Origin of the sequence: Pseudomonas sp. MIL9 (assembly GCF_016887925.1) — a bacterium.
GTDB classification, from domain to species: domain Bacteria; phylum Pseudomonadota; class Gammaproteobacteria; order Pseudomonadales; family Pseudomonadaceae; genus Aquipseudomonas; species Aquipseudomonas mohnii.
On record NZ_JAFEHE010000004.1, the window covers coordinates 368,219 to 389,867 of the forward strand.

Genomic DNA, 21,649 nt, shown 5'->3' on the forward strand with positions numbered 1-21,649 from the left:
TGTTCAGTCATCGCCAGTTTCCTTTTTGACGTTCGAGGCTTTTGAAAAGAACAGTGAAGTGGCCAGTGGCGGGCTGATTTCGCTGCGATAGATCGCGATCACCTGACGGCTGGAGGCCGAATGCAGATCGATTGCCCCGGCCATCAGCCGTTGATCTCGTAATTTCAGGTGGGCGGCCGTAAACGCCTCGGCGGGCGTGTCGGGGCCGGCGTAATGGAAGTGGGCATACCACAATGTTCGCCCGGTACGACGCTCGCGGATCTCGTACTCCTGCAGGTAATCCTTGCGCGGGCCTTTGAGCCGACGACGACCACCGCTGGACGCGATGTCGATTTCATTTTTACTTAACAGCCATTCGACACGTGCGGCCGTGGGCGGCTGCTGTTTGATCATCTCGACCCGAATCCGCTGGCCCTCGGCGTACAGTCGATCGCGTGCTGCGCTCAATTGCGTAGCCAACGTTGTCGCGTTGGTTGTTGTATTTGAACCGGTCAGGGTTTGTTCCAGTGTCTTGGCGCTTTTGTCGAGTTGCTCGGCTTTCTGCTGGAACAACTCGTCGATTTCCACCGGGATACGGCCAGGCTTTTTTGCACTCGCCTCGGTTTGCCTAATGAAGCTTTCCACGCCATCGAGCAGCGTCTGGCCTTGGGTGATTTGCGTGTCGAGGTCAGGGACTTGCACCGTCGGGCGGTGACGTCTGGGCTTTACTCGCTCGACCCAGACACCCGGCGTCTTTTCGTGAAAGGTGGCGATCACTTGGCCGGTCATGGGTGCTTTGACGTCGAGCAGTATCGGTTGACCCGGTGCCGAGGGACGTACTTCGCCCACCACCGTGCCCTTGAAGCGCGTCTTGATCACCCGTTTTCGCGAGGCAGGTTCGGGCTTTGAGGGGCCGGGCCTGGGTTCCAGTAGCCGTTGCTCTCGCAGCCATTGCGCCAGACAGGCCTCAGTCTCGCGTTGAAAATCACTGATCCGAGTGCGCACGTGCGCGAACGGTTGCTCAAGCACGGCCTCCTTATGGCTGAGGACGAAGTCTTCGAATGACTGGTCGATGGCTGAAAACTGCTCGAGCATCCCGTTGAGGCCTTCGATGCGTTCTCCCGAAAGCCAGCTGCCTCCTTCCAGCATAAGTTCCTGCGATGTCTGGATAACCAGGTTGGAGGTGTCGAGCAGGCGTGTGAATTCGCTGCGGGCCTGCTTCAACGCAACGCTGTTTCCCTCCTTCAGGCAAACGTCGCGGGCCAGCGAAACCTGAAGCGCCTTGAGATCGTTAAGGCTGAAAGTCGGCAATTTTGCCCGGTAGGTGCTGGCCACTTCGGCCGCACTTCTACCGAGTCGGCTCAACTCCTGGAGACAGGACTGGGCAAACTCGATTTTGCCAATCATGCCCTCGGTCAGGTCGATCATTTTCCGGTAGGTGGCGCGGTCGCCGGTGCCCGCTGCCGTTTCTTCTGCTTCCAGCAGCGCCAGGGTTTCCGTCAGCGTTTGAGCGAAGGTTGCATTGCGCTGGTCGAGCCAGGTCTGGTTGAAGAACAATTGGGTGCCGAGCATCTCGACCATGGCGGTGCGGTAGTTGGGCACCGTATCGAGCAGGTTCAGGGATTTCAGCTGTTCGATAGGGGCTGCGTATTCTTGGGTGCGGCGCTCGAGCTTCTCGAGGAATTGCGTTTGTGCAGTCAGCAGAGCCTCGTCGCCGACCGAATTTTTCATGGCTTTGTGGGCGTCAGTCAGCTCTGTCCGTGCCCGTTCGCGTTCTTTGTCAAACTCAGCCAATTGCTTTTTGAGTTCGGCGATGCGCTCGCGGTTTTTCTGTTTCAGTGCCTTGCGCCGGCTCGACAGACCGCCGCCCCGCAGGCGCAGGCGCGTATCGACGAACCACTCGCCCCGTTGGTTGCTGATCAGCGCAGGGCCGCTTCGCACGGGCTGCTGACGAGAGTCGATGATCGACACTTCGCCCGTGTCCTCGACGGAGACTTCGAACCAGCGTTTATCCACGGGCGCGTAACAGGTGTTTCCCTTTCGGTAGAGGTGACGAAATATGCCATTGCCACTGTCGGGCGCTGTGAGTGATTCGGGTGGCGTGATAGCGAAGCGATCCAGGGTTTTGACCAGGTCCAGGGCTGTATCGGTCATTACGGACTGGCGATGTTGCACAGGCGGGTGCTCGCCGAGGATGTCGGGCAATTGCACGACGGTCACAGGTTTCAGGACCGGTTTTTCCGGGGGCTCGATCGCTGCTGCCATCGGCTTTTCCTGGAGCCTGCGCACGGGGGGATTACGCGTACTGGCCTGATGGGCAAGCACCATGGCCAGGGTCAGCAACAGATCGGTCATGGCTGATTTCTGTTGCTGTTGGTCGCCGCCGTCGGCCGCGTCGAGGGTTTGCTGCAAGTCATCCAGTACTTGCCAGATCCACGCGGCCGTCCCGACGGTTCGACCGAGAAAGGGCAGTGCGGCATTGAGCAGCGTCCAGGCCACGCGCTTGAACGTCGCCCAGCGATATTGCGCATTGGACAGCGATTGCCGTTGAGCCAATTCAACCAGTGCATTGACGTTGGCCTTGTACAGGGTGGCCAGGTAATCGCCGCTGAGGACCTGCTGACTAAGGGACATTGGGCCGCTCATTTGCAGGGAGGTCAGCGGGTCGGCCAGCAATTGCGAAATGCTCCAAACCGAAGGTCGGTCGCCCGTGAACGCATAGTTGGCATAGTTGGCGCGGGTGTCGTCTGGCAGCCAGGCAAGGACGGATTGGCGCAACATCGGTGAGTGTTTGATGGCGTAGACCAGGTTGGCCAGCGTCGGGTACTGGCTCAACGGTTGCTCGAGCATTGGCCGGTAAAGCAGGCACGGCCCCTTGTCCATCTGCCGGGGCCCGATCACGAACATGTTGGTCACTTCATCGCTGGCACCACCGATGCGCCAGCCTGGCGTGAAGGCCAATGGGCGAATCACGATCTCCTGGCCATCCACCCAGCGATTGGCGTCGAGCACCTGGACCACGGCAGCGACATAGCGATAACCGGTTTCATCGATGCCGTTCTGCCTGCGAATCTTCAGCTGCAAGGCCAGCAGCGGCAACTCGACGCGCAAATGACTGGTGAACAGGTTCTGCCGTCGCAGGCTGTCGACGGGATCGACGAGCAGCTTGCTTTTGATCAGCGCCGGGTAGCTCTGGCCGATGTCGATGCGAGTGATCAGCGCCTCCAGGTAGCTCACCGTCATCCATTGCGGCAGCGCGGCGGCGCTGGAACTGCGCACGGATTTGTTGCCTTGCGGCAGGGCAATCAGGTTTTGCAGCGCCAGGTCGACCAGGCTCAGGGTCGTGCGCTCGGGCTCCACCATCGGCACAAAGCTGCCCCAGACCACCACGCTGTCGACCACGATCTCGATGTCCGCCAGGTTCAGTCCTGCCGCATCGGCATGATCTTTGAGCATGCCCTCGCGCAGTTGATCCAGTGCAAACTCGCGGATCGGCTTGACCCCGTCCTGGAAGGACTTCCCGGCGTTCTGATTGCGCACCGTCACCAGATCCATCAGATGCCGACTGTAAGCAGTGAGATCGCCGGATGATGCGTCGGCCATCCAGTCTGGCAGCGATTGCTCGACCCGATTGAATCGCGAGGATGACTGCTTGTCCTTCGGGTCGAACTCGCTGGTCGTATGGCTGACGTGGGGCGCCAGGTCCGGATTGCTCGCGACGGGTTCGTTGGCCAGTGCACCGATTGCGTTGGCTTGCAGGGCGATGAGGTTGCACGCCAGGCGGTCGAAATAATTGCCCTGGGGTTCGATCAGGCGCCAATGCAGGACGTTGCCCGGTACTTGCCCATCGCTATCCTCCAGCAACCACGCACCCAGTTCATGCAGGGAGTCAAACGTCTGGAAGCCACGGGTGATGGTGTGAGTGATTATCAGGGTTCGGGTCCCCAGCGTTCCGATCAGCACGGCCATGTCGAGGATGTTGAGGTGAGTCGAGTCGGCACCGCTCGTGGCGTCCAGGTCGATCAGGCAGGCGCGTGACTGATAGGGGTCATGGGAACAGCGTGCGTTTTTATCGGGGTAGGCGAACAGTTTGCCGGCCATGGCGTGTTGGTCAGTGTCCCAGTCCGGGTTGGCCTCGATGTTCCACAGATCGTGCAAGGATTTGGACAGTTCCTGCCAGCGTGGAGTCGACGGGCGAGTGAACTGATTCCAGTAATCGACCTGCTGTTCTTGAAACGCCAGGAACAGCAGCGGCGCCAACTCATTGAGCAGGCGCCCGATGGCGTCGATGCTGACCGGCAGTTGTGCCGGTGTCTGTTTCAAGGGGTGCAGCGTGAGGTAATGCTCGCCATCGAGGTAGACCACTGGCGTGCCTGCTACGCCATGGCGCACCAGTGCATCGGTCAGCGATTCGAAGTGCCGTGGCCCGGGTTCGACGCGCTGTTCGTGGAGAGCCCAGGTGGGCGTGACCACCATGGCCAGGCGAGGATCGATTTGCAGATTCGGGTACAGCGCTTTCAGGGCCGGTTGCAGCGCATGGGTGGCGACTTCCCTGATCGAGGGGCCGGTGATCAATTGGGTGAGCAGGGCATCCTGGTCGGCGGAAAGGCCGGGTAATACGGGAGAGTTGGTAGCGTCGGGCATGGTCACATCCTTTGTGGGAGCCGCAGGCATCGCGAGACGTTCGGAGCGCGATCCGGTGCAAGGTAGTGACGGGCAGGTGAATGAAGGCGGTATATAAATATCGCGGGCAAAAAAAGACCTGCGCACGCGCAGGTCCGGGTAAGCGGTTGAAGCGATACGTCTCAGGTGCCTGACTTGATTTTGGTCCAGGCCCGGGTCCGCGCACGTTCGGCATCACGCGGCAACGGTTGCAGGGTGTAGAGCGTGCCCATCGCCGTTTCGGTCGGGTACAGGTTCGGGTTATTGCGGATCGACGGGTCGACCATCTCCGTGGCGTCCTTGTTCGGGTTCGGGTAACCGACGAAGTCGCTGACCGGCGCAATCACCTGGGGCTGCAGCAGGTAGTTGATGAAGGTGTAGGCGTCATCCGGGTTCTTCGCGCCTTTCGGAATGGCGAGCATGTCGAACCAGATCGGCGCGCCTTCTTTGGGCAGGCGCATGTCGACGACGACACCGTTCTTGGCTTCCTTGGCACGGTTGGCGGCCTGGGAAAAACTGCCGGAATAACCGACGGCGACGCAGATGTCACCGTTGGCGATATCGGCCATGTACTTCGATGAGTGGAAGTAGGTGATGTACGGGCGGATCTTCATCAACAGCGCTTCGGCCTTGTCGTAGTCCGCAGGCTTTTTGCTGTTGGGGTCCAGGCCGAGGTGTTGCAGGGCCAGCGGCAGGATCTCCGAGGGCGAGTCGAGCAGGGCGACGCCGCACTGCTTGAGCTTGCTGATGTTCTCTTCCTTGAAGATCAGGTCCCAGCTGTCCACCGGTGCGTTATCGCCGAGGGCGGCCTTGACCTTGGCCGGGTTGAAACCGATCAGGATGGTGCCGTACATGTAGGGCACCGCGAATTTGTTGCCCGGGTCGTTGGCTTCGATCAGCTTCATCAGCTTGGGATCGAGATGGTTCCAGTTTGGCAGCTTGCTGCGGTCCAGCGGCTGGAACACGCCAGCCTCGATCTGCTTGGCGAGGAACACGTTGGACGGCACCACCACGTCGTAACCGGAGTTACCGGTCAGCAGCTTGGCTTCGAGGGCTTCGTTGGTGTCGAAAATATCGTAGACCAGTTTGGTCTGGGTGTTCTGCGCCTTGAAATCTTCCAGGGCTTTGGGGGTGATGTAGTCGAACCAGTTGTAGACGCGCAACGTTCGTTCTTCGGCGTGCACGGCACCGCTGAGCACCATGGCACCCAGGGCTGGCACGATAAAACGCTTGAGCCTTTTCATTGTTTTAATTCCTCACTGAGCGCTTTCAAAACCTTCAAGGACGTTCACCGCGTTGATGCCGATTTCCTCGACCGCGTAACCGCCTTCCATCACGAACAGCGTTGGTTTGCCGAGGCCCGCGATGCGTTTGCCCATGGCCAGGTAGTCCGGGCTATCGAGCTTGAATTGCGAAATCGGATCGTCCTTGAAGGTGTCGACGCCCAGGGACACGACAATGATGTCCGCGCCGTAGCTTTCGATCTCTTTGCAGGCCTGTTCCAGCGCGGCACTCCAGGTGTCCCAGCCGCTGCCGGCGGGCAACGGGTAGTTGAAGTTGAACCCTTCACCGGCGCCTTCACCCAACTCATCTTCATAGCCGAGGAAAAACGGGAACTCGGCTTCCGGATGGCCATGGATCGAGGTGAACAGCACGTCGCTGCGCTCGTAGAAAATCGATTGGGTGCCGTTGCCGTGGTGGTAGTCCACGTCGAGGATTGCGACCTTTTTGTGACCCTGGTCGAGGAAGGCCTGGGCGGCGATGGCTGCGTTGTTGAGGTAGCAATAACCGCCCATCAAGTCGCCAGCGGCGTGGTGTCCCGGTGGACGGCACAAGGCAAAGGCACTGCGTGCGCCAGCCTGGATTTGCGCCTGGGCGGTCAATGCCACTTGCGCTGCACTGTACGCTGCCTGCCAGGTTCCGGCAGTGATCGGCGCACCGCCGTCGAAGCTGTAGTAACCGAGCTGGCCGTGCAGGCTGGTCGGTTTGATTTGGCGCAGGGTGCGGGCCGGCCAGGTGTAGGGCAGCAGGTCGCCGTCGGTGTTGAATTCGGTCCAGCGCGCCCAGGCGCCTTTGAAGAAATCGAGGTAGTCGCGGCTGTGTATGCGCTCTATGGGGCCGAGGCCGAAATCCTTGGGCGCTGCTACCGGGCCGAGGCTCTGGTTTTGCACGCGGGCCAACACGTGGTCGGCGCGCGAAGGCATTTCGAAGCAGGGCTTGAGTTGCCCATCTATCAATTCACAACGGCCGTGGTGCAGATGGTGATCGTTCGAGTAAATCGTCAGCATTTCTTGTTCTCCGCAGGCTGATTCGGTTGAACACAGTCTTGCGGCATGGACGATTTTGGAAAACGGCAGGAAAGGCCAAAAGGGGATCGATATGGCCAAAAAAACTGACCGAAATTCGCCCCTTTTTAATGCGCCAGGCCCTGGCGTGGCGCATGGAATGCAGACGCTGTGGAAGCGGGCTTGCCCCCACCCACAGGGTTATCCATGTGGGCGGAACTGGCTCGGCGCTACACCACTCCAGCGCACGAAGGCATGGCGAAAGCTCGCGGTCTCGCTGAAACCCAGGGCCTCGGCAATCTGATAGATCGGCAACTGATCCTCGCACAGCATTTGCTTGGCCTGCTCGAAGCGCAATTCATCGAGCAATTCCTGATAGCTGCAGCCCAGGTCCTTGAGATGCCGACGCAGGGTTCTCGCCGAACAGTTCATCTGCTCCGCCAGGCCCTCCAGCCCAGGCGCCGCATTCAGTTGCGCGCTCAGCAACTGGCGGATTCGCCCCAGCCACGCCTGGCGTCCGGTGAACTCGGTATTCTGCTTGCGGCAGCGTTCGGCCATGGCTTGATGGGTAATCACGTCGGCCAAGGGCAAGGGTTGATCGAGCCAGTGCTTGTCGAAGGCGAAGGCGTTGTCCCGTGCCCCGAAATGCAGCGGGCAGTTGAAGTGTTCGGCATAGGTCGCTTCGTAGTCGGGTGCGGCATGTTCGAAGCGAGCGGCGAGCAGTGGCAGCGGATGACCGAGCAGGTCGTCGCAGATGACCTTCAGCGAAACCAGGCAGAACTCGGCGTTGAACACCGCCATCGCCGGGCTCTCCCGATAGTCGGCCGCGACGAACCAGACACGCTCGCCATCTTCCTCCAGGCTCAGTTCGAAAAGTGTTCCCAGCAGCGCCGGATAACGCATCGCCAGACGCAAAGCGTCACCGAAGGTGGCACTGGTGAGCAGTGCATAACCGAGAATGCCGTAGCAGGACACGTGCATCCGCCGACCCAATTCCAGGCCGATGTCATGCTTGAGTGCGACAGCGTTGGCGCAGACTTGCATCTCTTGATTGGTGGTGATGCGCGTGTCGGCGCGGTTCAGATCCGCCGCACTGATGCCGCTGCCGGCCAATAGCGCCTCACTGGACAAGCCTTCGGCCTTGAAGGTGTTGAGGATCAGCGAGACGGCATTGAGGGTCGTGAGGTGGGAGTGGAGCATGGCGACTTCCAGTCTTTGAATGCTGGAAAACGAGCAAGTTGTGTGCCGTCACCTGTAGGCGCGAGGCTTTCGCAGGCAAGCCTCGCGCCTACAGGGTTGTGGTGAGTCAGCTCAGCTCGCCGCACAGGTCGAGTTCGACCAGTCGTCGCACTTCAGCGACTTCCAGCCCCGCCCCCAACAACCCGTGCAATTTGCCGAATGCCGCTTCACGGGTCATGCCGCCGCCGGACAACACGCCAACACCGCGCAAGCGACTGCCGGCCTCGTATACATCCAGCTCGACGCCACCTTCATGGCACTGCGTGACCGCCACCACCACCACGCCTTTGTCCCGCGCCCGCCCGAGGCTGGCGAGGAACCCGGGGTTGTCGCTCGGTCCGGTGCCGCTGCCGTAGCACTCCAGCACCAGGCCTTGAATGCCGCTGGCGAGCAAGCCGTCCAGTACCTCGGCGCCGATGCCGGGGAACAGTGGCAGTACCGCGACGTTCGCCAGTTGCCTGGGTTGGTTGTAGTTCAACTGCGGCGCAATCGAAGGTGCTTTCACGCCGCCGCCCTGACGTTCCAGACGCTTGAAGGGATGCCGACCGAAACTGCGTACTTTCGCGCAGCGGGTCGGTGCCAACAGCTCACCATGGAAGTACAGGTGCACACCCGGTGCCAGGCCTTGGCCCAAGGCAACCAGCGCGCCGCTGAGGTTTTCCCAGGCATCGCTGTCAGTGACGCCGGCCGGCAGCATGGAGCCGGTGAAGCACACGCGGGCCTGCAGGCCGAGCAACTGGAAGCTCATTGCCGCAGCGCTGTAGGCCAGGGTGTCGGTGCCGTGAAGGATCAGCACGCTGTCGCAGCCTTGCACGTCAACGGCGTCGACCACGGCTTCACGCAGTTGCTGCCAGTAGGCCGGGGTCATGTTGGCGCTGTCGATCAGGGGCGACATCTCGCGAAAGCGCCATTGCGGCACCACCAGTTCCGGTTGGCTGTGCAGGTACTCGCGCATGCGCGCTTCGAAACCGGAGGCCGGGGCCAGACCATGGGCGCTGGCTTGCATGCCAATGGTGCCACCGGTGTAGAGCACCATGACGTGCTGGGCGGCAGGGTAGGAATTGGGGATCATCTGGAGGTCTCCACAAGAGATGACATGTGGGAGCGAGCCTGCTCGCGATAGCGGTTGATCATTCAACATTGATGTTGGCGGAATAACAGTTATCGCGAGCAGGCTCGCTCCCACAGGTAATGCACTTTAACTGACGGGCGCATGGGATGCGCCCGTCATTTCCCGGTCAGCGTTGCGCTGCAGGTACGCCATGCGGTTCGGCTTGGGCATTGGTGGCGGCTGGCGGATTGGCCGGCCACGCCTGGCGATCCAGATCCAGGTCCGGGAACCTGGCGGAATCGAACACCGGCGTCTTGATCCCGGCGGCGCGCTGGTCGTCGTAGTCGCGCAGGATGCGCATGCCGACCTTGAACAGCAGGAACAGCGCGATCAAGTTCACGAACGCCAGCATGGTCATGGTGATGTCGGCGAAGGCGAACACGGTGCCGAGGTTCTCGATGGCGCCCCAGAAAATCAGCACCAATACCAGCGCACGGTAGCCCATCAGCGCCTTGCGGTTTTCGCCGATCAGGAAGCGCAGGTTGCTCTCGCCCAGGTAGTAGTTGTAGAGGATCGAGGTGAACACGAACAACGCCAGCGCCACGGAAATGAACATCCGGCCCCAGTCACCAACCACGGCGGCCAGGGAGTTCTGGGTCAGGGCGATGCCGTCACCTTCGAAGCCCGGGGTGTAGAAGCCCGAGAGCAGGATCAGCAGCGCGGTGCAGGTGCAGATCACGAACGTGTCGAGGAATACGCTGAAGGCTTGCACCACGCCTTGTGCCACCGGGTGCTCGACCGACGCGACAGCGGCCACATTGGGCGCACTGCCCAGGCCCGCTTCGTTGGCGAACACGCCACGCTTCACGCCCATGACAATGGCGCTGCCGATCAGACCGCCGAAGGCCTGGTCCAGACCGAAGGCACTTTTGACGATGGTCACCAGCATGGCGGGAACGTGATCGAATTGCAGCACGATCACGTAGAGGGTCACGCCGATGTACACCAGGGTTTTCACCGGCACCAGCAGGTCGGCGACTTTGGCGATGCGCTTGATTCCGCCGATGAACACCAGGCCCAGCAGCACGGCCAGGCCGATGCCGGTGTAAGTCGTGTCCAGGCCGAAGGCATTGTTCAGCGAGTGGGTCACGGCGTGGGCTTGCAGGCCGTTGAAGGCAAAGCCGAACGTCACCAGCAGCAGGAATGCCATGATCATGCCCAACCAGCGTTTTTGCAGGCCATGCTGGATGTAGTAGGACGGGCCGCCACGGTAGGTGCCATCGGCATCGGCGCGTTTGTAGAGCTGGCCAAGGGAGCATTCAAAGAAGCTGCTGGACATGCCGACCAGCGCGGTCACCCACATCCAGAACACCGCGCCTGGCCCGCCAAGGGTCACGGCGATGCCGACACCGGCGATGTTGCCTGCACCGACGCGGCCGGCAAGGCTGAGCATCAGGGCCTGGAACGAGCTGAGTTGCCCGGCGCTGCTTTTAAGGCTGTCGCGGAACACGGCGAACATGTGGAAGAAGTGACGCAGTTGAACGAAACGCGAGCGGATCGTGAAGTAGCTACCGAGCCCGACAATGAGCACGATCAGTACTTTCCCTGAGAGGAAGTCGTTAATGACTTCGAGCATGGATTTTTCCTCGCTGTTTTTTGTTTAGGCAAATGCTGGCCGGACGGACACATCGCGTTACACCCGTTGGCGCAGGGCACAACAGGCGGGTCGATGTTCGTCCCGGTTTCATATCGCGGGTTTGTTGTTAGTTCGGGTTTCGCAGGGGTTGAGGTCTCGCTACCGACGGCCGCCCCTGCGAAGAGGGGCGGCACTATACCGATGACAGTGCCGTCCGTCTGCACGGTCGTGGTGCATTCCTCTCTTGTAGGAGCGAGCCCGCTCGCGAAAAACCTGAGAGCGCCGCGGGGTGCGAGGCTTCCATCGTTATCGTTGACGACCTTCGCGAGCTGGCTCGCTCCTGCAAAAAAGTAAAAAAAAGGGCCTGGAGACTGATCTCCAAGCCCTCAAAAGGTGAGAGGTGTCTAGTCCCTCGACCTGGTGAGCGGTGCTACAGGTAATGCGTCGGATCAGGCTTTAAGCGGAACCAGACGCGGAGCAATCATGTTTTCCGGGCGCAGGATGTCGGCGAGCATGGCGTCGTCGAGCAAGCCTTCTTCGCGCACCAGTTCCAGCACGCCGCGGCCGCTTTCAAGTGCGATGCGGGCGATGCGGGTGGCGTTTTCATAGCCGATGTACGGGTTCAGTGCGGTGACCAGGCCGATCGAGTGTTCGACCAGTTCACGGCAGCGCTCTTCGTTGGCGGTGATGCCGACGATGCAGTGTTCGCGCAGCATGTCCATGGCGCGTTGCAGCAGGCGGATCGAGTCGAAGATCTTGAACGCGATCAGCGGCTCCATCACGTTCAGTTGCAACTGGCCGCCTTCGGCCGCGATGGTCAGCGCCAGGTCGTTACCGATGATCTGGAACGCGACCTGGTTAACGGCTTCCGGGATAACCGGGTTGACCTTGCCTGGCATGATCGAGCTGCCCGGCTGACGCGCTGGCAGGTTGATTTCGTTGATGCCGGTGCGTGGACCGCTGGACAGCAGGCGCAAGTCGTTACAGATCTTCGACAGCTTGACCGCGGTACGCTTGAGCATGCCGGAGAACAGCACGAAGGCGCCCATGTCGGAAGTGGCTTCGATCAGGTCGGCTGCCGGTACCAGCGGATGACCGCTGATGGTTGCCAGGCGCTGAACGGCCAGGTGCTGGTAGCGCGGGTCGGCGTTGATGCCGGTGCCGATCGCGGTGCCGCCCAGGTTCACTTCGGTCAGCAGTTCAGGTGCCAGCGTTTTCAGGCGTGCCAGGTCTTCGCCCAGGGTAGTGGCGAAAGCGCGGAATTCCTGGCCGAGGGTCATCGGCACGGCGTCTTGCAGCTGGGTACGGCCCATCTTCAGGACGTGGTTGAATTCTTCACCTTTGGCGGCAAACGACTGAATCAGGCTGTCGAGGCTGGCCAGCAGCGCATCGTGACCCAACAGCAGACCCAGGCGGATAGCCGTCGGGTAAGCGTCGTTGGTCGATTGCGCCATGTTCACGTCGTTGTTCGGGTGCAGGTACTGATATTCGCCTTTCTGGTGACCCATGGCCTCCAGTGCGATGTTGGCGATCACTTCGTTGGCGTTCATGTTGGTCGAAGTGCCAGCGCCGCCTTGAATCATGTCCACCACGAACTCTTCGTGGAAATCGCCGCGGATCAGACGTGCACAGGCTTCGCTGATGGCTGCGTGCTTGGCTTCACTGAGGTGACCCAATTCACGGTTGGCGTCAGCGGCGGCTTGTTTGACCATGGCCAGGCCGACAACCAGCTTCGGGTAGTGCGAAATCGGAACGCCGGAGAGACGGAAGTTGTTCACCGCTCGCAGGGTCTGGATGCCGTAATACGCTTGAGCCGGTACTTCGAGTACGCCAAGCAGGTCTTTTTCTGTGCGGAAAGATGCAGCGGAGGACATGATAGAAATCATCTCGATATGGACCCGGTCTGTGCCGGAACACCGCAAATGCTAGGCTTGTGGAGAAATTTGGGCCAATGCTGTTAAACACTGGCCTATGCACATTCGGCATAATGCCTGTGTGACGCCGTGTGTGCGGCGAGCGTGTGACCTAAATTGGTGCGTGTCCGGGAGGACGTGATGAATCTGGAAAGCAAATGGCTGGAGGACTTCAGTGCTCTGGCTGCCACCCGCAGCTTCTCCCAGGCGGCGGAACGGCGTTTCGTGACCCAGCCGGCGTTCAGTCGGCGGATCCGCAGCCTGGAGGCCGCGCTGGGGCTGACGCTGGTCAACCGCTCGCGCACACCGGTGGAGCTGACGGCGGCGGGGCAGTTGTTCCTCGTCACCGCACGGACCGTGGTCGAGCAACTCGGTGAGGTGTTGCGTCATTTGCATCATCTGGAAGGCGGGCAGGGTGAAGTGATGCAGGTTGCTGCCGCTCACTCGCTGGCGCTGGGGTTCTTTCCGCGCTGGATCGCCCAACTGCGCAACGAAGGCCTGAACATCGCCACACGATTGGTGGCAACCAACGTTGGCGATGCGGTGCATGCCTTGCGGGAAGGCGGCTGCGACTTGATGCTGGCGTTCTACGACCCGGATGCGGCCATGCAGATGGACCCGGAAATTTTCCCTTCGCTACACCTGGGCCATACCGAGATGCTCCCGGTTTGCGCGGCGGATGCAGAGGGCAAGCCGCTGTTCGATCTGGAAGGCGAGGGCAGTGTGCCGTTACTGGCCTACAGCGCCGGTGCGTTTCTCGGCCGCTCGGTGAACATGCTGTTACGCCAGCGAGCGTTGCGCTTCACCACCATCTACGAAACCGCCATGGCCGATAGCCTCAAAAGCATGGCGCTGGAGGGACTGGGCATCGCCTGGGTGCCGCAACTGAGTGTGCGTGCCGAACTGGCACGCGGTGAACTGGTGGTCTGCGGCGGTCCGCAATGGCATGTGCCACTGGAAATTCGTCTGTATCGCTGCGCGCTGGTGCGCAAGGCGAATGTGCGGTTGTTGTGGCGCAAGCTGGAAGGGGGAGCGGCGGGTACGGCTTCTTGAGGGTAAAAGGATCAAGGCCAATCGAGTTGGCCTTGATCCACCGAAGAGGGCGTCGTTCAACTTCAGTCGAACTGATTGAGGTAATTAACAATATTTTCCTGATTTTTTTTGCTAAAGGCGAACGCGTTGGGTCGAGCGTAAGGATCCATAATGGAATGGTGCGGCCCGTAGTAAGTCGTAATATTTTCGTCGAAGTCTTCATGGTTCGCATTGAACATGTGGCCTATTTCGTGGGCGACGGTTGTTTTTTCTGTAATCGACGCGATTGCCAATTGTCCTGGTAAGTTAGCAACTCCTAGGGCTCGGTTGTTAATGTCGTCGCGTGTTAATAGCAGGAACTTGTCAGTGTTAGTGGTCGTTTCGACATGGTCAGTGCCTTTGAAAAAAACTTGATGTTTGGTGATTTGTCAAGAATGGGGTGTGTTTGGTTTTAAATGGGTAATAAAACCCTGGGTATTCTGTTGCGACAACTAATTGGTCGTTGCGGTGGTTATATATCACCGGTCTTTTGCGCTGGCGTCTTTGAATGTTTTGGATGTTGTTGCGAGCGTATTAGGTTCAACTTCAAGTGCGTGGACACCATTTTTATTGTGTCTTGGCGGCACTGAAAAACTTGATTTTCAAGTCAGTAAAGCCGCTGTCGGGCATCACATGACAGATGGTCGCAACAGGGGCTGTTTATCTGGCGTATTGCGGTATACTGCGCGGCCTTCGGCCGGTTCGCCCGGCCATAATTCGTACAATCAAGCCACGCATTTTGCGTGGCTTGTTGTTTTTTGACGCGCCTGCGGGCGCCCAGAGAGAAGAGGCACGACGATGAGTGCACTGGTTGGCGTGATCATGGGCTCCAAGTCCGATTGGTCCACCCTTAGCCACACCGCCGATATGCTGGAAAAGCTCGGCATCCCCTACGAGGTGAAAGTGGTCTCTGCCCACCGCACCCCGGACCTGCTGTTCCAGTACGCTGAAGAAGCCGAGGCGCGTGGCATCGAGGTGATCATCGCCGGTGCCGGTGGCGCGGCCCACTTGCCTGGCATGTGTGCGGCCAAGACCCACCTGCCGGTGCTGGGCGTGCCGGTGCAGTCGTCGATGCTCTCGGGCGTCGATTCGTTGCTCTCTATCGTGCAGATGCCTGCGGGCATTCCGGTCGCCACCCTGGCCATCGGCAAGGCTGGCGCGATCAACGCCGCGCTGCTGTCGGCGAGTATCCTGGGCGCCAAGCACCCGCAGTTCCACGCGGTGTTGAAAACCTTCCGTGCTGAGCAGACAGACAGCGTCCTGGAAAATCCAGACCCACGCATCGCCTGAGGTTGTTGACGATGAAGATCGGTGTAATCGGTGGCGGCCAGTTGGGCCGCATGTTGGCGCTGGCGGGCACTCCGCTGGGCATGAACTTCGCTTTTCTGGACCCGGCGCCGGACGCCTGCGCTGCGGCATTGGGTGAACACCTGCGCGCCGACTACGGTGACCAGGATCACCTGCGTCAGTTGGCCGATGAAGTCGATCTGGTGACCTTTGAGTTCGAGAGCGTCCCGGCCGAAACCGTGGCGTTCCTGTCGCAATTCGTTCCGGTTTATCCGAGTGCCGAAGCTTTGCGCATTGCCCGCGATCGCTGGTTCGAGAAGAGCATGTTCAAGGACCTGGGGATTCCAACCCCGGCGTTTGCCGACATTCAGTCGCAAGCCGATCTCGACGCCGCCGTGGCCTCCATCGGTCTGCCGGCCGTGCTCAAGACCCGCACCCTGGGTTACGACGGCAAGGGCCAGAAAGTCCTGCGCACCCCTGAAGATGTGGTCGGCACGTTTGCCGAGCTGGGCAACGTCGCCTGCCTGCTGGAAGGCTTCGTGCCGTTCACCGGTGAAGTCTCGTTGATCGCCGTGCGTGCCCGTGACGGTGAGACCCGCTTCTACCCGCTGGTGCACAACACCCACGACAGCGGCATCCTCAAGCTGTCCGTGGCCAGCACCGATCACCCGCTGCAAGCCCTGGCCGAAGACTATTCCAGCCGCGTGCTCAAGCAACTGGACTACGTGGGTGTGATGGCGTTCGAGTTCTTTGAAGTCGACGGTGGCCTCAAGGCCAACGAAATCGCTCCGCGCGTGCACAACTCCGGGCACTGGACCACCGAAGGCGCCGAATGCAGCCAGTTCGAAAACCACCTGCGCGCCGTCGCCGGCCTGCCGTTGGGTTCGACGGCCAAGGTCGGCGAAAGCGCCATGCTCAACTTCATCGGCAAGGTGCCGGAGACCGAGAAAGTCCTGGCCATCGCCGATTGCCACCTGCACCACTATGGCAAGGCCTTCAAGGTCGGGCGCAAGGTCGGTCACGCCAACCTGCGTTGTGCGGACCGCGAGACGCTGGCCGCGCAGATCCTCAAGGTCGAAGCGCTCATCGCCGAATAGTTTCATGTGGCAGCGGCGGAACCATTCAGGGGCCGCCGTTCTCTCATGGCAGGATGCGAAAGTCTGGCTAGGCTTTCGCATGACTATCCATTCAGAGGGAAATGCCATGGGAATCATCGGAACCATCTTTATCGGCCTGATCGTCGGCCTGCTGGCGCGGTTCCTCAAGCCGGGCGATGACAGCATGGGCTGGATCATGACCATCCTGCTCGGTATTGGCGGTTCGCTGGCGGCTACTTACGGTGGCGAGGCATTGGGCATTTATCAGGCCGGCCAAGGTGCGGGCTTCATTGGCGCACTGGTTGGCGCCGTCGTATTGCTGGTGATCTACGGTCTGATCAAAAAGAACTGATTTAAGCGACAAAGCCCTCTCGGCCGCGCACCCCGAGAGGGCTAGAATGCTCGGCGACTCACCGTCCTCCCTTTACCGAGCACTTTCATGCGCCGTCTTCTTTTGACTCTTCTTTTCCTGGGCACGGGCCTAGCTCATGCCGCCGAACTGCCGGAAACCGACTGGCTCGAACTGATGCCCAAGTCGGACCAGAAAGCCCTCGAGGCCATGCCTGAAATCGACCACAACTCCCCCGAAGCCAATGGCACCTTTACCGAAAAGGGTGGCATGAAGCAGAGCAAAGGCCTGCCGGCGGTGATGTATTCGACCAAAACCGTAGCGTCGATGAACGACAAGAACATTCGTATCGGTGGTTATCCGGTGCCGTTGGAGACCGACGCGAAAGGACGCAGCACGCTGTTTTTCCTGGTGCCGTACCCGGGTGCCTGCATCCACGTGCCGCCACCGCCACCGAATCAACTGGTGCTGGTGCGTTATCCGCAAGGTTTGAAGCTCAACGACATCTACACACCGCTGTGGGTGACCGGCACGCTGAAGATCGAGAAGGTCAGCAATGACCTGGCCGATGCGGCGTATGCACTGGATGCGGCGAAGGTGCGGGTGGTGAAAGAGTCGGATCTTTAGAGATTCAAATGTGGGAGCGAGCCTGCTCGCGATAGCGACCTGACAGCCAACGATGATGTTGGCTGGGGTGATCTCATCGCGAGCAAGCTCGCTCCCACACTGGTTTTTCAGTGCAGCTTAGAGCGGCTTGCTGGCGATGCTGACGCCCAGGGTGTGGCTTGCACCCGGCGCCAGCGAAACCACATCACCCATCACATTCGCCGTCTCGATGCACAGCATGCGATGCCAGCCATCGTTGGCCATGTCGCTGAACGCGGCGGCGCGCTCGATCCACGGGTTCCAGATCACTGCGGAGCGTGAACCACTGCTAGTGAGTTCAATGCGTCGCTCCCAGGCTGGGTCGACGATGCTCAGCGTCGCCGGGGTATTCAGGTAGATGCGATCGGTCTCGCCGGTAAAGCGCAAGTCGCCGGACTGAGCCACGGTTTTCCAGTCGTCCAGCGTCTCGATGTAATCCAGGCCATCCAGCCCTTCGACATGCACGTTGCGCACATCGCTGACGGCGAAATAGCTGTGCAACGCCTGGCTGATGGTGACGTTTTCAGCGCCCTGGTTGTGGCTGGTCAGGTTGATATGCAGCTGTTCATCCAGACGAATGCTCAGCTTCAAGTCCACCTGATGCGGCCAGCCCGGCAGACCGCCTTCGGGGTAGGGCAGGAGGAAGTCGATCTTGAGGCTCTCGCCCTCGGCTTCTATGCCGCCCAGTTCCCAATCCATCGCTCGTACCAGACCGTGAGCTGCGGCCGGTTCGTGGCTGACGCGCATCGACTGAACGCTCTGTGGGTTGCGCGCCAGGTTGCCGAACCACGGCCAGCAAACCGGTACGCCGGCACGAATGCTCTTGCCCGTCTTGAACACCGCCTCGTCGTTGAGCCAGATCAACGGTGGCCGGCCGGCCAGTTGATAACTGAGGATCTGCGCGCCTTGCTGGGCGACCAGCAATTCGGCCTGGCCGTGGCGGATGCGCCAGCAGTTCAGTTCATCCAGTTTGACGGCTTCAACGTTGGGCGTGTTCATGGGGCAGCTCTCGATCGGGAACAATGACGACTACAGACTGCAAAAAGATCGCCGGGTTTAACGAAGCGTTTTATTAACGAGCTCTGGGCGGAACCGAACGGGTGCGGCCGCTGCCATCGATGGCGACGAACACGAACACCGCTTCAGTGACTTTACGCCATTCGCTGGACAGCGGATCGTCGCTCCAGACCTCGACCATCATCTTGATCGAGCTACGGCCGATTTCCAGTGCCTGTGTATAGAAGGAGAGCTGAGCGCCCACCGCCACCGGAACCAGGAACGCCATACGGTCGATCGCCACCGTGGCCACGCGCCCACCGGCAACCTTGCTGGCCATAGCGGTGCCAGCCAAGTCCATTTGTGAAACCAGCCAGCCGCCGAAAATATCGCCAAAGCCGTTGGTTTCGCGAGGAAGGGCGGTGATTTGCAGGGCCAGGTCGCCTTGCGGAATCGGATCTTCTTGTTCGAGCTCTATCATGCCGGGGGTGCCTCTGACCCGTGACTCTTCGTTGGTATTGCTGGTGGTAGCCGTCTTCGCGAAAAACGATCCAAGCACCGAACATACTACGTTCGTCACGTTTTTCTTAAGGCGCCTAAAGGGAAACTCTGCGAAATCGCCTATGAACCTGACAGGCGTTTTCGCACAGCAACCCTTTCAAACTGCAGCAAGATGGCGAGTATATCGGTCGGTAGACTCCGAGACGACCGTCCGGTTCTCATTTTGACTGTCAAAAACGCGCCTCTATGTGCTTTTTCGAACAATTTGTTATGGTGCCGGTCCTGCCCGAGCCCTTGCCAGCGTTGTTGGGGCGGCAGACCTGACTATAAGAGAAGCCCTTGCCATGACCACAGCGCCCTCGAGTATCGCGCAGCCAAGCCAACCTGCACGTCCGCTGACCCGTAACGACTACAAGACCCTATCGCTGTCGGCCCTGGGCGGCGCGCTGGAGTTCTACGACTTCATCATCTTCGTGTTCTTCGCCACGGTGGTGGGCAAGCTGTTCTTCCCGGCGGACATGCCGGAGTGGCTGCGTTTGATGCAGACCTTCGGCATTTTTGCCGCCGGCTATCTGGCTCGACCACTGGGCGGCATCGTGATGGCGCACTTCGGCGATCTGCTGGGGCGCAAGAAGATGTTCACCTTGAGCATTTTCATGATGGCGGTGCCGACCCTGATCATGGGCCTGTTGCCGACCTATGCGCAGATCGGCATGTGGGCGCCGATTCTGTTGCTGCTGATGCGGGTGATCCAGGGCGCGGCCATCGGCGGCGAAGTGCCGGGCGCCTGGGTCTTCGTTTCCGAGCACGTACCGCAACGGCACATTGGCTACGCCTGCGGCACCCTGACCAGCGGTCTGACGGCAGGCATCCTCCTGGGATCTCTGGTGGCGACGGCGATCAACAGCCTTTACACCCCGGTGGAAGTGTCGGATTACGCCTGGCGGATTCCGTTCCTGTTGGGCGGTGTGTTTGGCCTGTTCTCGGTGTACCTGCGCCGCTGGTTGCACGAAACCCCGGTGTTCGCCGAACTGCAATTGCGCAAGGCCCTGGCCGAGGAAGTCCCGCTGCGCGCGGTGCTGCGTGACCATCGTGGCGCCATCGCGATTTCCATGCTGCTGACCTGGCTGCTGTCCGCGGCCATCGTGGTATTGATCCTGATGACTCCGACTGTATTGCAAACGGTCTACCACTTCTCGCCAACCACATCCCTGCAGGCGAACAGTGTGGCGATCATTTTCCTTAGCGTTGGTTGCATCATTGCCGGCGCCTTGGCCGATCGTTTTGGTGCGGGGCGGGTGTTCGTATTCGGTTGTGCGGCCCTGCTGGCCAGCTCCTGGACCTTCTACCACAGCCTGGCCGACCACCCTGACTGGCTGTTCCCGTTGTATGCCCTGACCGGCCTGCTGGTCGGCACCATCGGTGCGGTGCCGTACGTCATGGTCAAGGCGTTCCCGCCTGTGGTGCGCTTCAGCGGCTTGTCCTTTTCCTACAACGTGGCCTACGCCATTTTCGGTGGCCTGACGCCGATGATCGTCAGTTTGTTGCTCAAGGAAAGCCCGATGGGGCCGGCTTACTACGTCGCGATCCTGTGCGGGGTCGGGATTCTGGTGGGTGGGTATCTCTGGAAGAAGGGTCGTTAATTTCGACTTTTTTATTGTCTATTCCGGCGCCATCGCGAGCAGGCTCGCTCCTACAGTAGGTCTGTGTCGATCACATACCCTGTGGGAGCGAGCCTGCTCGCGATAAGGGCGGCGCGGATTATCGCGTAACACCCAAATACTGGCCTTTCATCCAATTGTCATATTTCAGCCATAGAGTGTTCACACGGCCTGCTGATACTTGGCCCCGAATAACACACCCTATCTGCTAGGAGTAAGGCATGAAACTGAAGCGTTTGATGGCGGCAATGACTTTTGTCGCTGCTGGCGTTGCGACTGCCAACGCGGTTGCCGCTGTTGACCCTGCTATCCCGAGCTACACCAAGACCACTGGTGTGTCGGGCAACCTGTCCAGCGTCGGTTCCGATACCCTGGCCAACCTCATGACCCTGTGGGCTGAGAACTACAAAAAAGAATACCCGAACGTAAACATCCAGATTCAGGCCGCTGGCTCCGCCACCGCGCCACCTGCGCTGACTGAAGGCACCTCCAACCTGGGCCCGATGAGCCGCAAGATGAAGGACACCGAACTGGCTGCCTTCGAGCAGAAGTACGGCTACAAGCCAACCGCTATCCCGGTTGCCGTGGACGCCCTGGCGGTGTTCGTGCACAAGGACAACCCGATCCAGCACCTGACCATGGAACAAGTCGACGCGATCTTCTCGTCCACTCGTCTGTGCGGCGCCAAGACCGAAGTCAAAACCTGGGGTGACCTGGGCGTGACCGGCGACCTGGCCAACAAGCCGGTTCAACTGTTCGGTCGTAACTCGGTATCCGGCACCTACGGCTACTTCAAAGAAGAAGCCCTGTGCAAAGGCGACTACAAACCAAACGTCAACGAACAACCAGGTTCGGCTTCGGTCGTGCAGTCGATCAGCTCCTCGCTGAACGGCATCGGTTACTCGGGCATCGGTTACAAAACCGCTAGCGTGAAGACCGTGGCCCTGGCCAAGAAAGGCAGCACCGACTTCATCGAAGACAGCGAAGAAAACGCCCTGAACGGCAAATACCCGCTGTCCCGCTTCCTGTACGTATACGTCAACAAGGCCCCGAACAAGCCTCTGGCCCCGCTGGAAGCCGAGTTCGTGAAACTGGTTCTGTCGAAACAGGGTCAGGAAGTTGTAGTGAAAGACGGTTACATCCCACTGCCAGCCAAAGTTGCAGCCAAAGCCCTGGCTGACTTGGGTCTGTCGGAAGGCGGCGCTGAAGTCGCAAAAAAGTAACAAATTGAGTCCGGTGTGAACTTCACCGGATTCACATGGGGGCGGCAGGAGCTG

16 protein-coding genes and 1 pseudogene are annotated in these 21,649 nt (G+C 60.0%); 7 read left to right on the forward strand and 10 right to left on the reverse strand.

Features of this window, described 5'->3' with window-relative positions; translation table 11 throughout:
- Positions 1–3: 3 nt before the first annotated feature.
- From JQF37_RS06155 to aspA, 8 genes and pseudogenes are all read right to left on the reverse strand, one after another.
- Positions 4–4,623: a DUF6543 domain-containing protein gene (locus tag JQF37_RS06155; protein WP_130205560.1), complete on the reverse strand. Its 4,620-nt coding sequence runs from the start codon at positions 4,621–4,623 to the stop codon at positions 4–6.
- 161 nt (positions 4,624–4,784) lie between these two features.
- Positions 4,785–5,885: a polyamine ABC transporter substrate-binding protein gene (locus JQF37_RS06160; protein ID WP_130205562.1), complete on the reverse strand. Its 1,101-nt coding sequence runs from the start codon at positions 5,883–5,885 to the stop codon at positions 4,785–4,787.
- 12 nt (positions 5,886–5,897) lie between these two features.
- Positions 5,898–6,929 (reverse strand): histone deacetylase family protein, encoded by a 1,032-nt coding sequence (locus JQF37_RS06165; RefSeq protein ID WP_130205564.1) that lies wholly within the window; start codon positions 6,927–6,929, stop codon positions 5,898–5,900.
- Positions 6,930–7,127: 198 nt separating this feature from the next.
- On the reverse strand, positions 7,128–8,126 hold the full coding sequence (locus JQF37_RS06170; protein ID WP_130205566.1) for an AraC family transcriptional regulator: 999 nt from the start codon (positions 8,124–8,126) through the stop codon (positions 7,128–7,130).
- A 106-nt stretch (positions 8,127–8,232) separates the two neighbouring features.
- Complete coding sequence (locus JQF37_RS06175) at positions 8,233–9,237, reverse strand: asparaginase (RefSeq protein WP_204149567.1); 1,005 nt, start codon at positions 9,235–9,237, stop codon at positions 8,233–8,235.
- A gap of 166 nt (positions 9,238–9,403) precedes the next feature.
- Complete coding sequence (locus tag JQF37_RS06180) at positions 9,404–10,852, reverse strand: alanine/glycine:cation symporter family protein (RefSeq protein ID WP_130205570.1); 1,449 nt, start codon at positions 10,850–10,852, stop codon at positions 9,404–9,406.
- A 245-nt stretch (positions 10,853–11,097) separates the two neighbouring features.
- Positions 11,098–11,178: pseudogene (locus tag JQF37_RS31315) on the reverse strand (outer membrane lipoprotein carrier protein LolA); the annotation flags it as partial.
- Positions 11,179–11,301: 123 nt separating this feature from the next.
- Positions 11,302–12,726: an aspartate ammonia-lyase gene (aspA, locus tag JQF37_RS06185; RefSeq protein WP_130205572.1), complete on the reverse strand. Its 1,425-nt coding sequence runs from the start codon at positions 12,724–12,726 to the stop codon at positions 11,302–11,304.
- A 180-nt stretch (positions 12,727–12,906) separates the two neighbouring features.
- Between aspA and JQF37_RS06190 the strand changes: the two genes are divergently transcribed.
- The 5 genes from JQF37_RS06190 to JQF37_RS06215 all read left to right on the forward strand — a co-directional run bounded on the left by JQF37_RS06190 (position 12,907) and on the right by JQF37_RS06215 (position 17,196).
- Positions 12,907–13,818 (forward strand): LysR substrate-binding domain-containing protein, encoded by a 912-nt coding sequence (locus tag JQF37_RS06190; RefSeq protein ID WP_130205574.1) that lies wholly within the window; start codon positions 12,907–12,909, stop codon positions 13,816–13,818.
- 816 nt (positions 13,819–14,634) lie between these two features.
- Positions 14,635–15,126 (forward strand): 5-(carboxyamino)imidazole ribonucleotide mutase, encoded by a 492-nt coding sequence (gene purE / locus JQF37_RS06200; RefSeq protein ID WP_017341565.1) that lies wholly within the window; start codon positions 14,635–14,637, stop codon positions 15,124–15,126.
- Between the two features lie 11 nt (positions 15,127–15,137).
- Positions 15,138–16,220 (forward strand): 5-(carboxyamino)imidazole ribonucleotide synthase, encoded by a 1,083-nt coding sequence (locus tag JQF37_RS06205; protein WP_047535216.1) that lies wholly within the window; start codon positions 15,138–15,140, stop codon positions 16,218–16,220.
- A 106-nt stretch (positions 16,221–16,326) separates the two neighbouring features.
- Positions 16,327–16,572: a GlsB/YeaQ/YmgE family stress response membrane protein gene (locus JQF37_RS06210; protein ID WP_130205576.1), complete on the forward strand. Its 246-nt coding sequence runs from the start codon at positions 16,327–16,329 to the stop codon at positions 16,570–16,572.
- A gap of 87 nt (positions 16,573–16,659) precedes the next feature.
- Positions 16,660–17,196, forward strand: coding sequence for a DUF3299 domain-containing protein (locus tag JQF37_RS06215; protein WP_047535212.1), 537 nt, complete (start codon positions 16,660–16,662; stop codon positions 17,194–17,196).
- A 117-nt stretch (positions 17,197–17,313) separates the two neighbouring features.
- Here JQF37_RS06215 and JQF37_RS06220 read toward each other — a convergent pair whose 3' ends face one another.
- Entirely contained in the window at positions 17,314–18,213 is a 900-nt protein-coding gene (locus JQF37_RS06220) for a D-hexose-6-phosphate mutarotase (RefSeq protein WP_130205578.1), read from the reverse strand.
- A 73-nt stretch (positions 18,214–18,286) separates the two neighbouring features.
- Entirely contained in the window at positions 18,287–18,691 is a 405-nt protein-coding gene (locus JQF37_RS06225; RefSeq protein ID WP_047535207.1) for an acyl-CoA thioesterase, read from the reverse strand.
- Positions 18,692–19,055: 364 nt separating this feature from the next.
- Here JQF37_RS06225 and JQF37_RS06230 point away from each other — a divergent pair, with 364 nt between their 5' ends.
- Together JQF37_RS06230 and JQF37_RS06235 are read left to right on the forward strand one after the other, a co-directional pair.
- Positions 19,056–20,354 (forward strand): MFS transporter, encoded by a 1,299-nt coding sequence (locus JQF37_RS06230; protein ID WP_130205580.1) that lies wholly within the window; start codon positions 19,056–19,058, stop codon positions 20,352–20,354.
- Between the two features lie 239 nt (positions 20,355–20,593).
- Positions 20,594–21,595, forward strand: a complete 1,002-nt coding sequence (locus JQF37_RS06235; RefSeq protein ID WP_047535203.1) for a phosphate ABC transporter substrate-binding protein PstS — start codon at positions 20,594–20,596, stop codon at positions 21,593–21,595.
- The last annotated feature ends 54 nt before the right edge of the window (positions 21,596–21,649 follow it).

Bases quoted from the DNA above. Each gene is read 5' to 3' on its own strand.
- JQF37_RS06155 (WP_130205560.1), bottom strand. From the start codon at position 4,623: ATGCCCGACGCTACCAACTCTCCCGTATTACCCGGCCTTTCCGCCGAC.
- JQF37_RS06170 (WP_130205566.1), bottom strand. From the start codon at position 8,126: ATGCTCCACTCCCACCTCACGACCCTCAATGCCGTCTCGCTGATCCTC.
- JQF37_RS06210 (WP_130205576.1), top strand. From the start codon at position 16,327: ATGGGAATCATCGGAACCATCTTTATCGGCCTGATCGTCGGCCTGCTG.
- JQF37_RS06230 (WP_130205580.1), top strand. From the start codon at position 19,056: ATGACCACAGCGCCCTCGAGTATCGCGCAGCCAAGCCAACCTGCACGT.
- JQF37_RS06215 (WP_047535212.1), top strand. From the start codon at position 16,660: ATGCGCCGTCTTCTTTTGACTCTTCTTTTCCTGGGCACGGGCCTAGCT.
- JQF37_RS06165 (WP_130205564.1), bottom strand. From the start codon at position 6,929: ATGCTGACGATTTACTCGAACGATCACCATCTGCACCACGGCCGTTGT.
- JQF37_RS06235 (WP_047535203.1), top strand. From the start codon at position 20,594: ATGAAACTGAAGCGTTTGATGGCGGCAATGACTTTTGTCGCTGCTGGC.
- JQF37_RS06160 (WP_130205562.1), bottom strand. From the start codon at position 5,885: ATGAAAAGGCTCAAGCGTTTTATCGTGCCAGCCCTGGGTGCCATGGTG.
- JQF37_RS06205 (WP_047535216.1), top strand. From the start codon at position 15,138: ATGAAGATCGGTGTAATCGGTGGCGGCCAGTTGGGCCGCATGTTGGCG.
- JQF37_RS06175 (WP_204149567.1), bottom strand. From the start codon at position 9,237: ATGATCCCCAATTCCTACCCTGCCGCCCAGCACGTCATGGTGCTCTAC.
- JQF37_RS06180 (WP_130205570.1), bottom strand. From the start codon at position 10,852: ATGCTCGAAGTCATTAACGACTTCCTCTCAGGGAAAGTACTGATCGTG.
- purE (WP_017341565.1), top strand. From the start codon at position 14,635: ATGAGTGCACTGGTTGGCGTGATCATGGGCTCCAAGTCCGATTGGTCC.
- JQF37_RS06220 (WP_130205578.1), bottom strand. From the start codon at position 18,213: ATGAACACGCCCAACGTTGAAGCCGTCAAACTGGATGAACTGAACTGC.
- JQF37_RS06225 (WP_047535207.1), bottom strand. From the start codon at position 18,691: ATGATAGAGCTCGAACAAGAAGATCCGATTCCGCAAGGCGACCTGGCC.
- JQF37_RS06190 (WP_130205574.1), top strand. From the start codon at position 12,907: ATGAATCTGGAAAGCAAATGGCTGGAGGACTTCAGTGCTCTGGCTGCC.
- aspA (WP_130205572.1), bottom strand. From the start codon at position 12,726: ATGTCCTCCGCTGCATCTTTCCGCACAGAAAAAGACCTGCTTGGCGTA.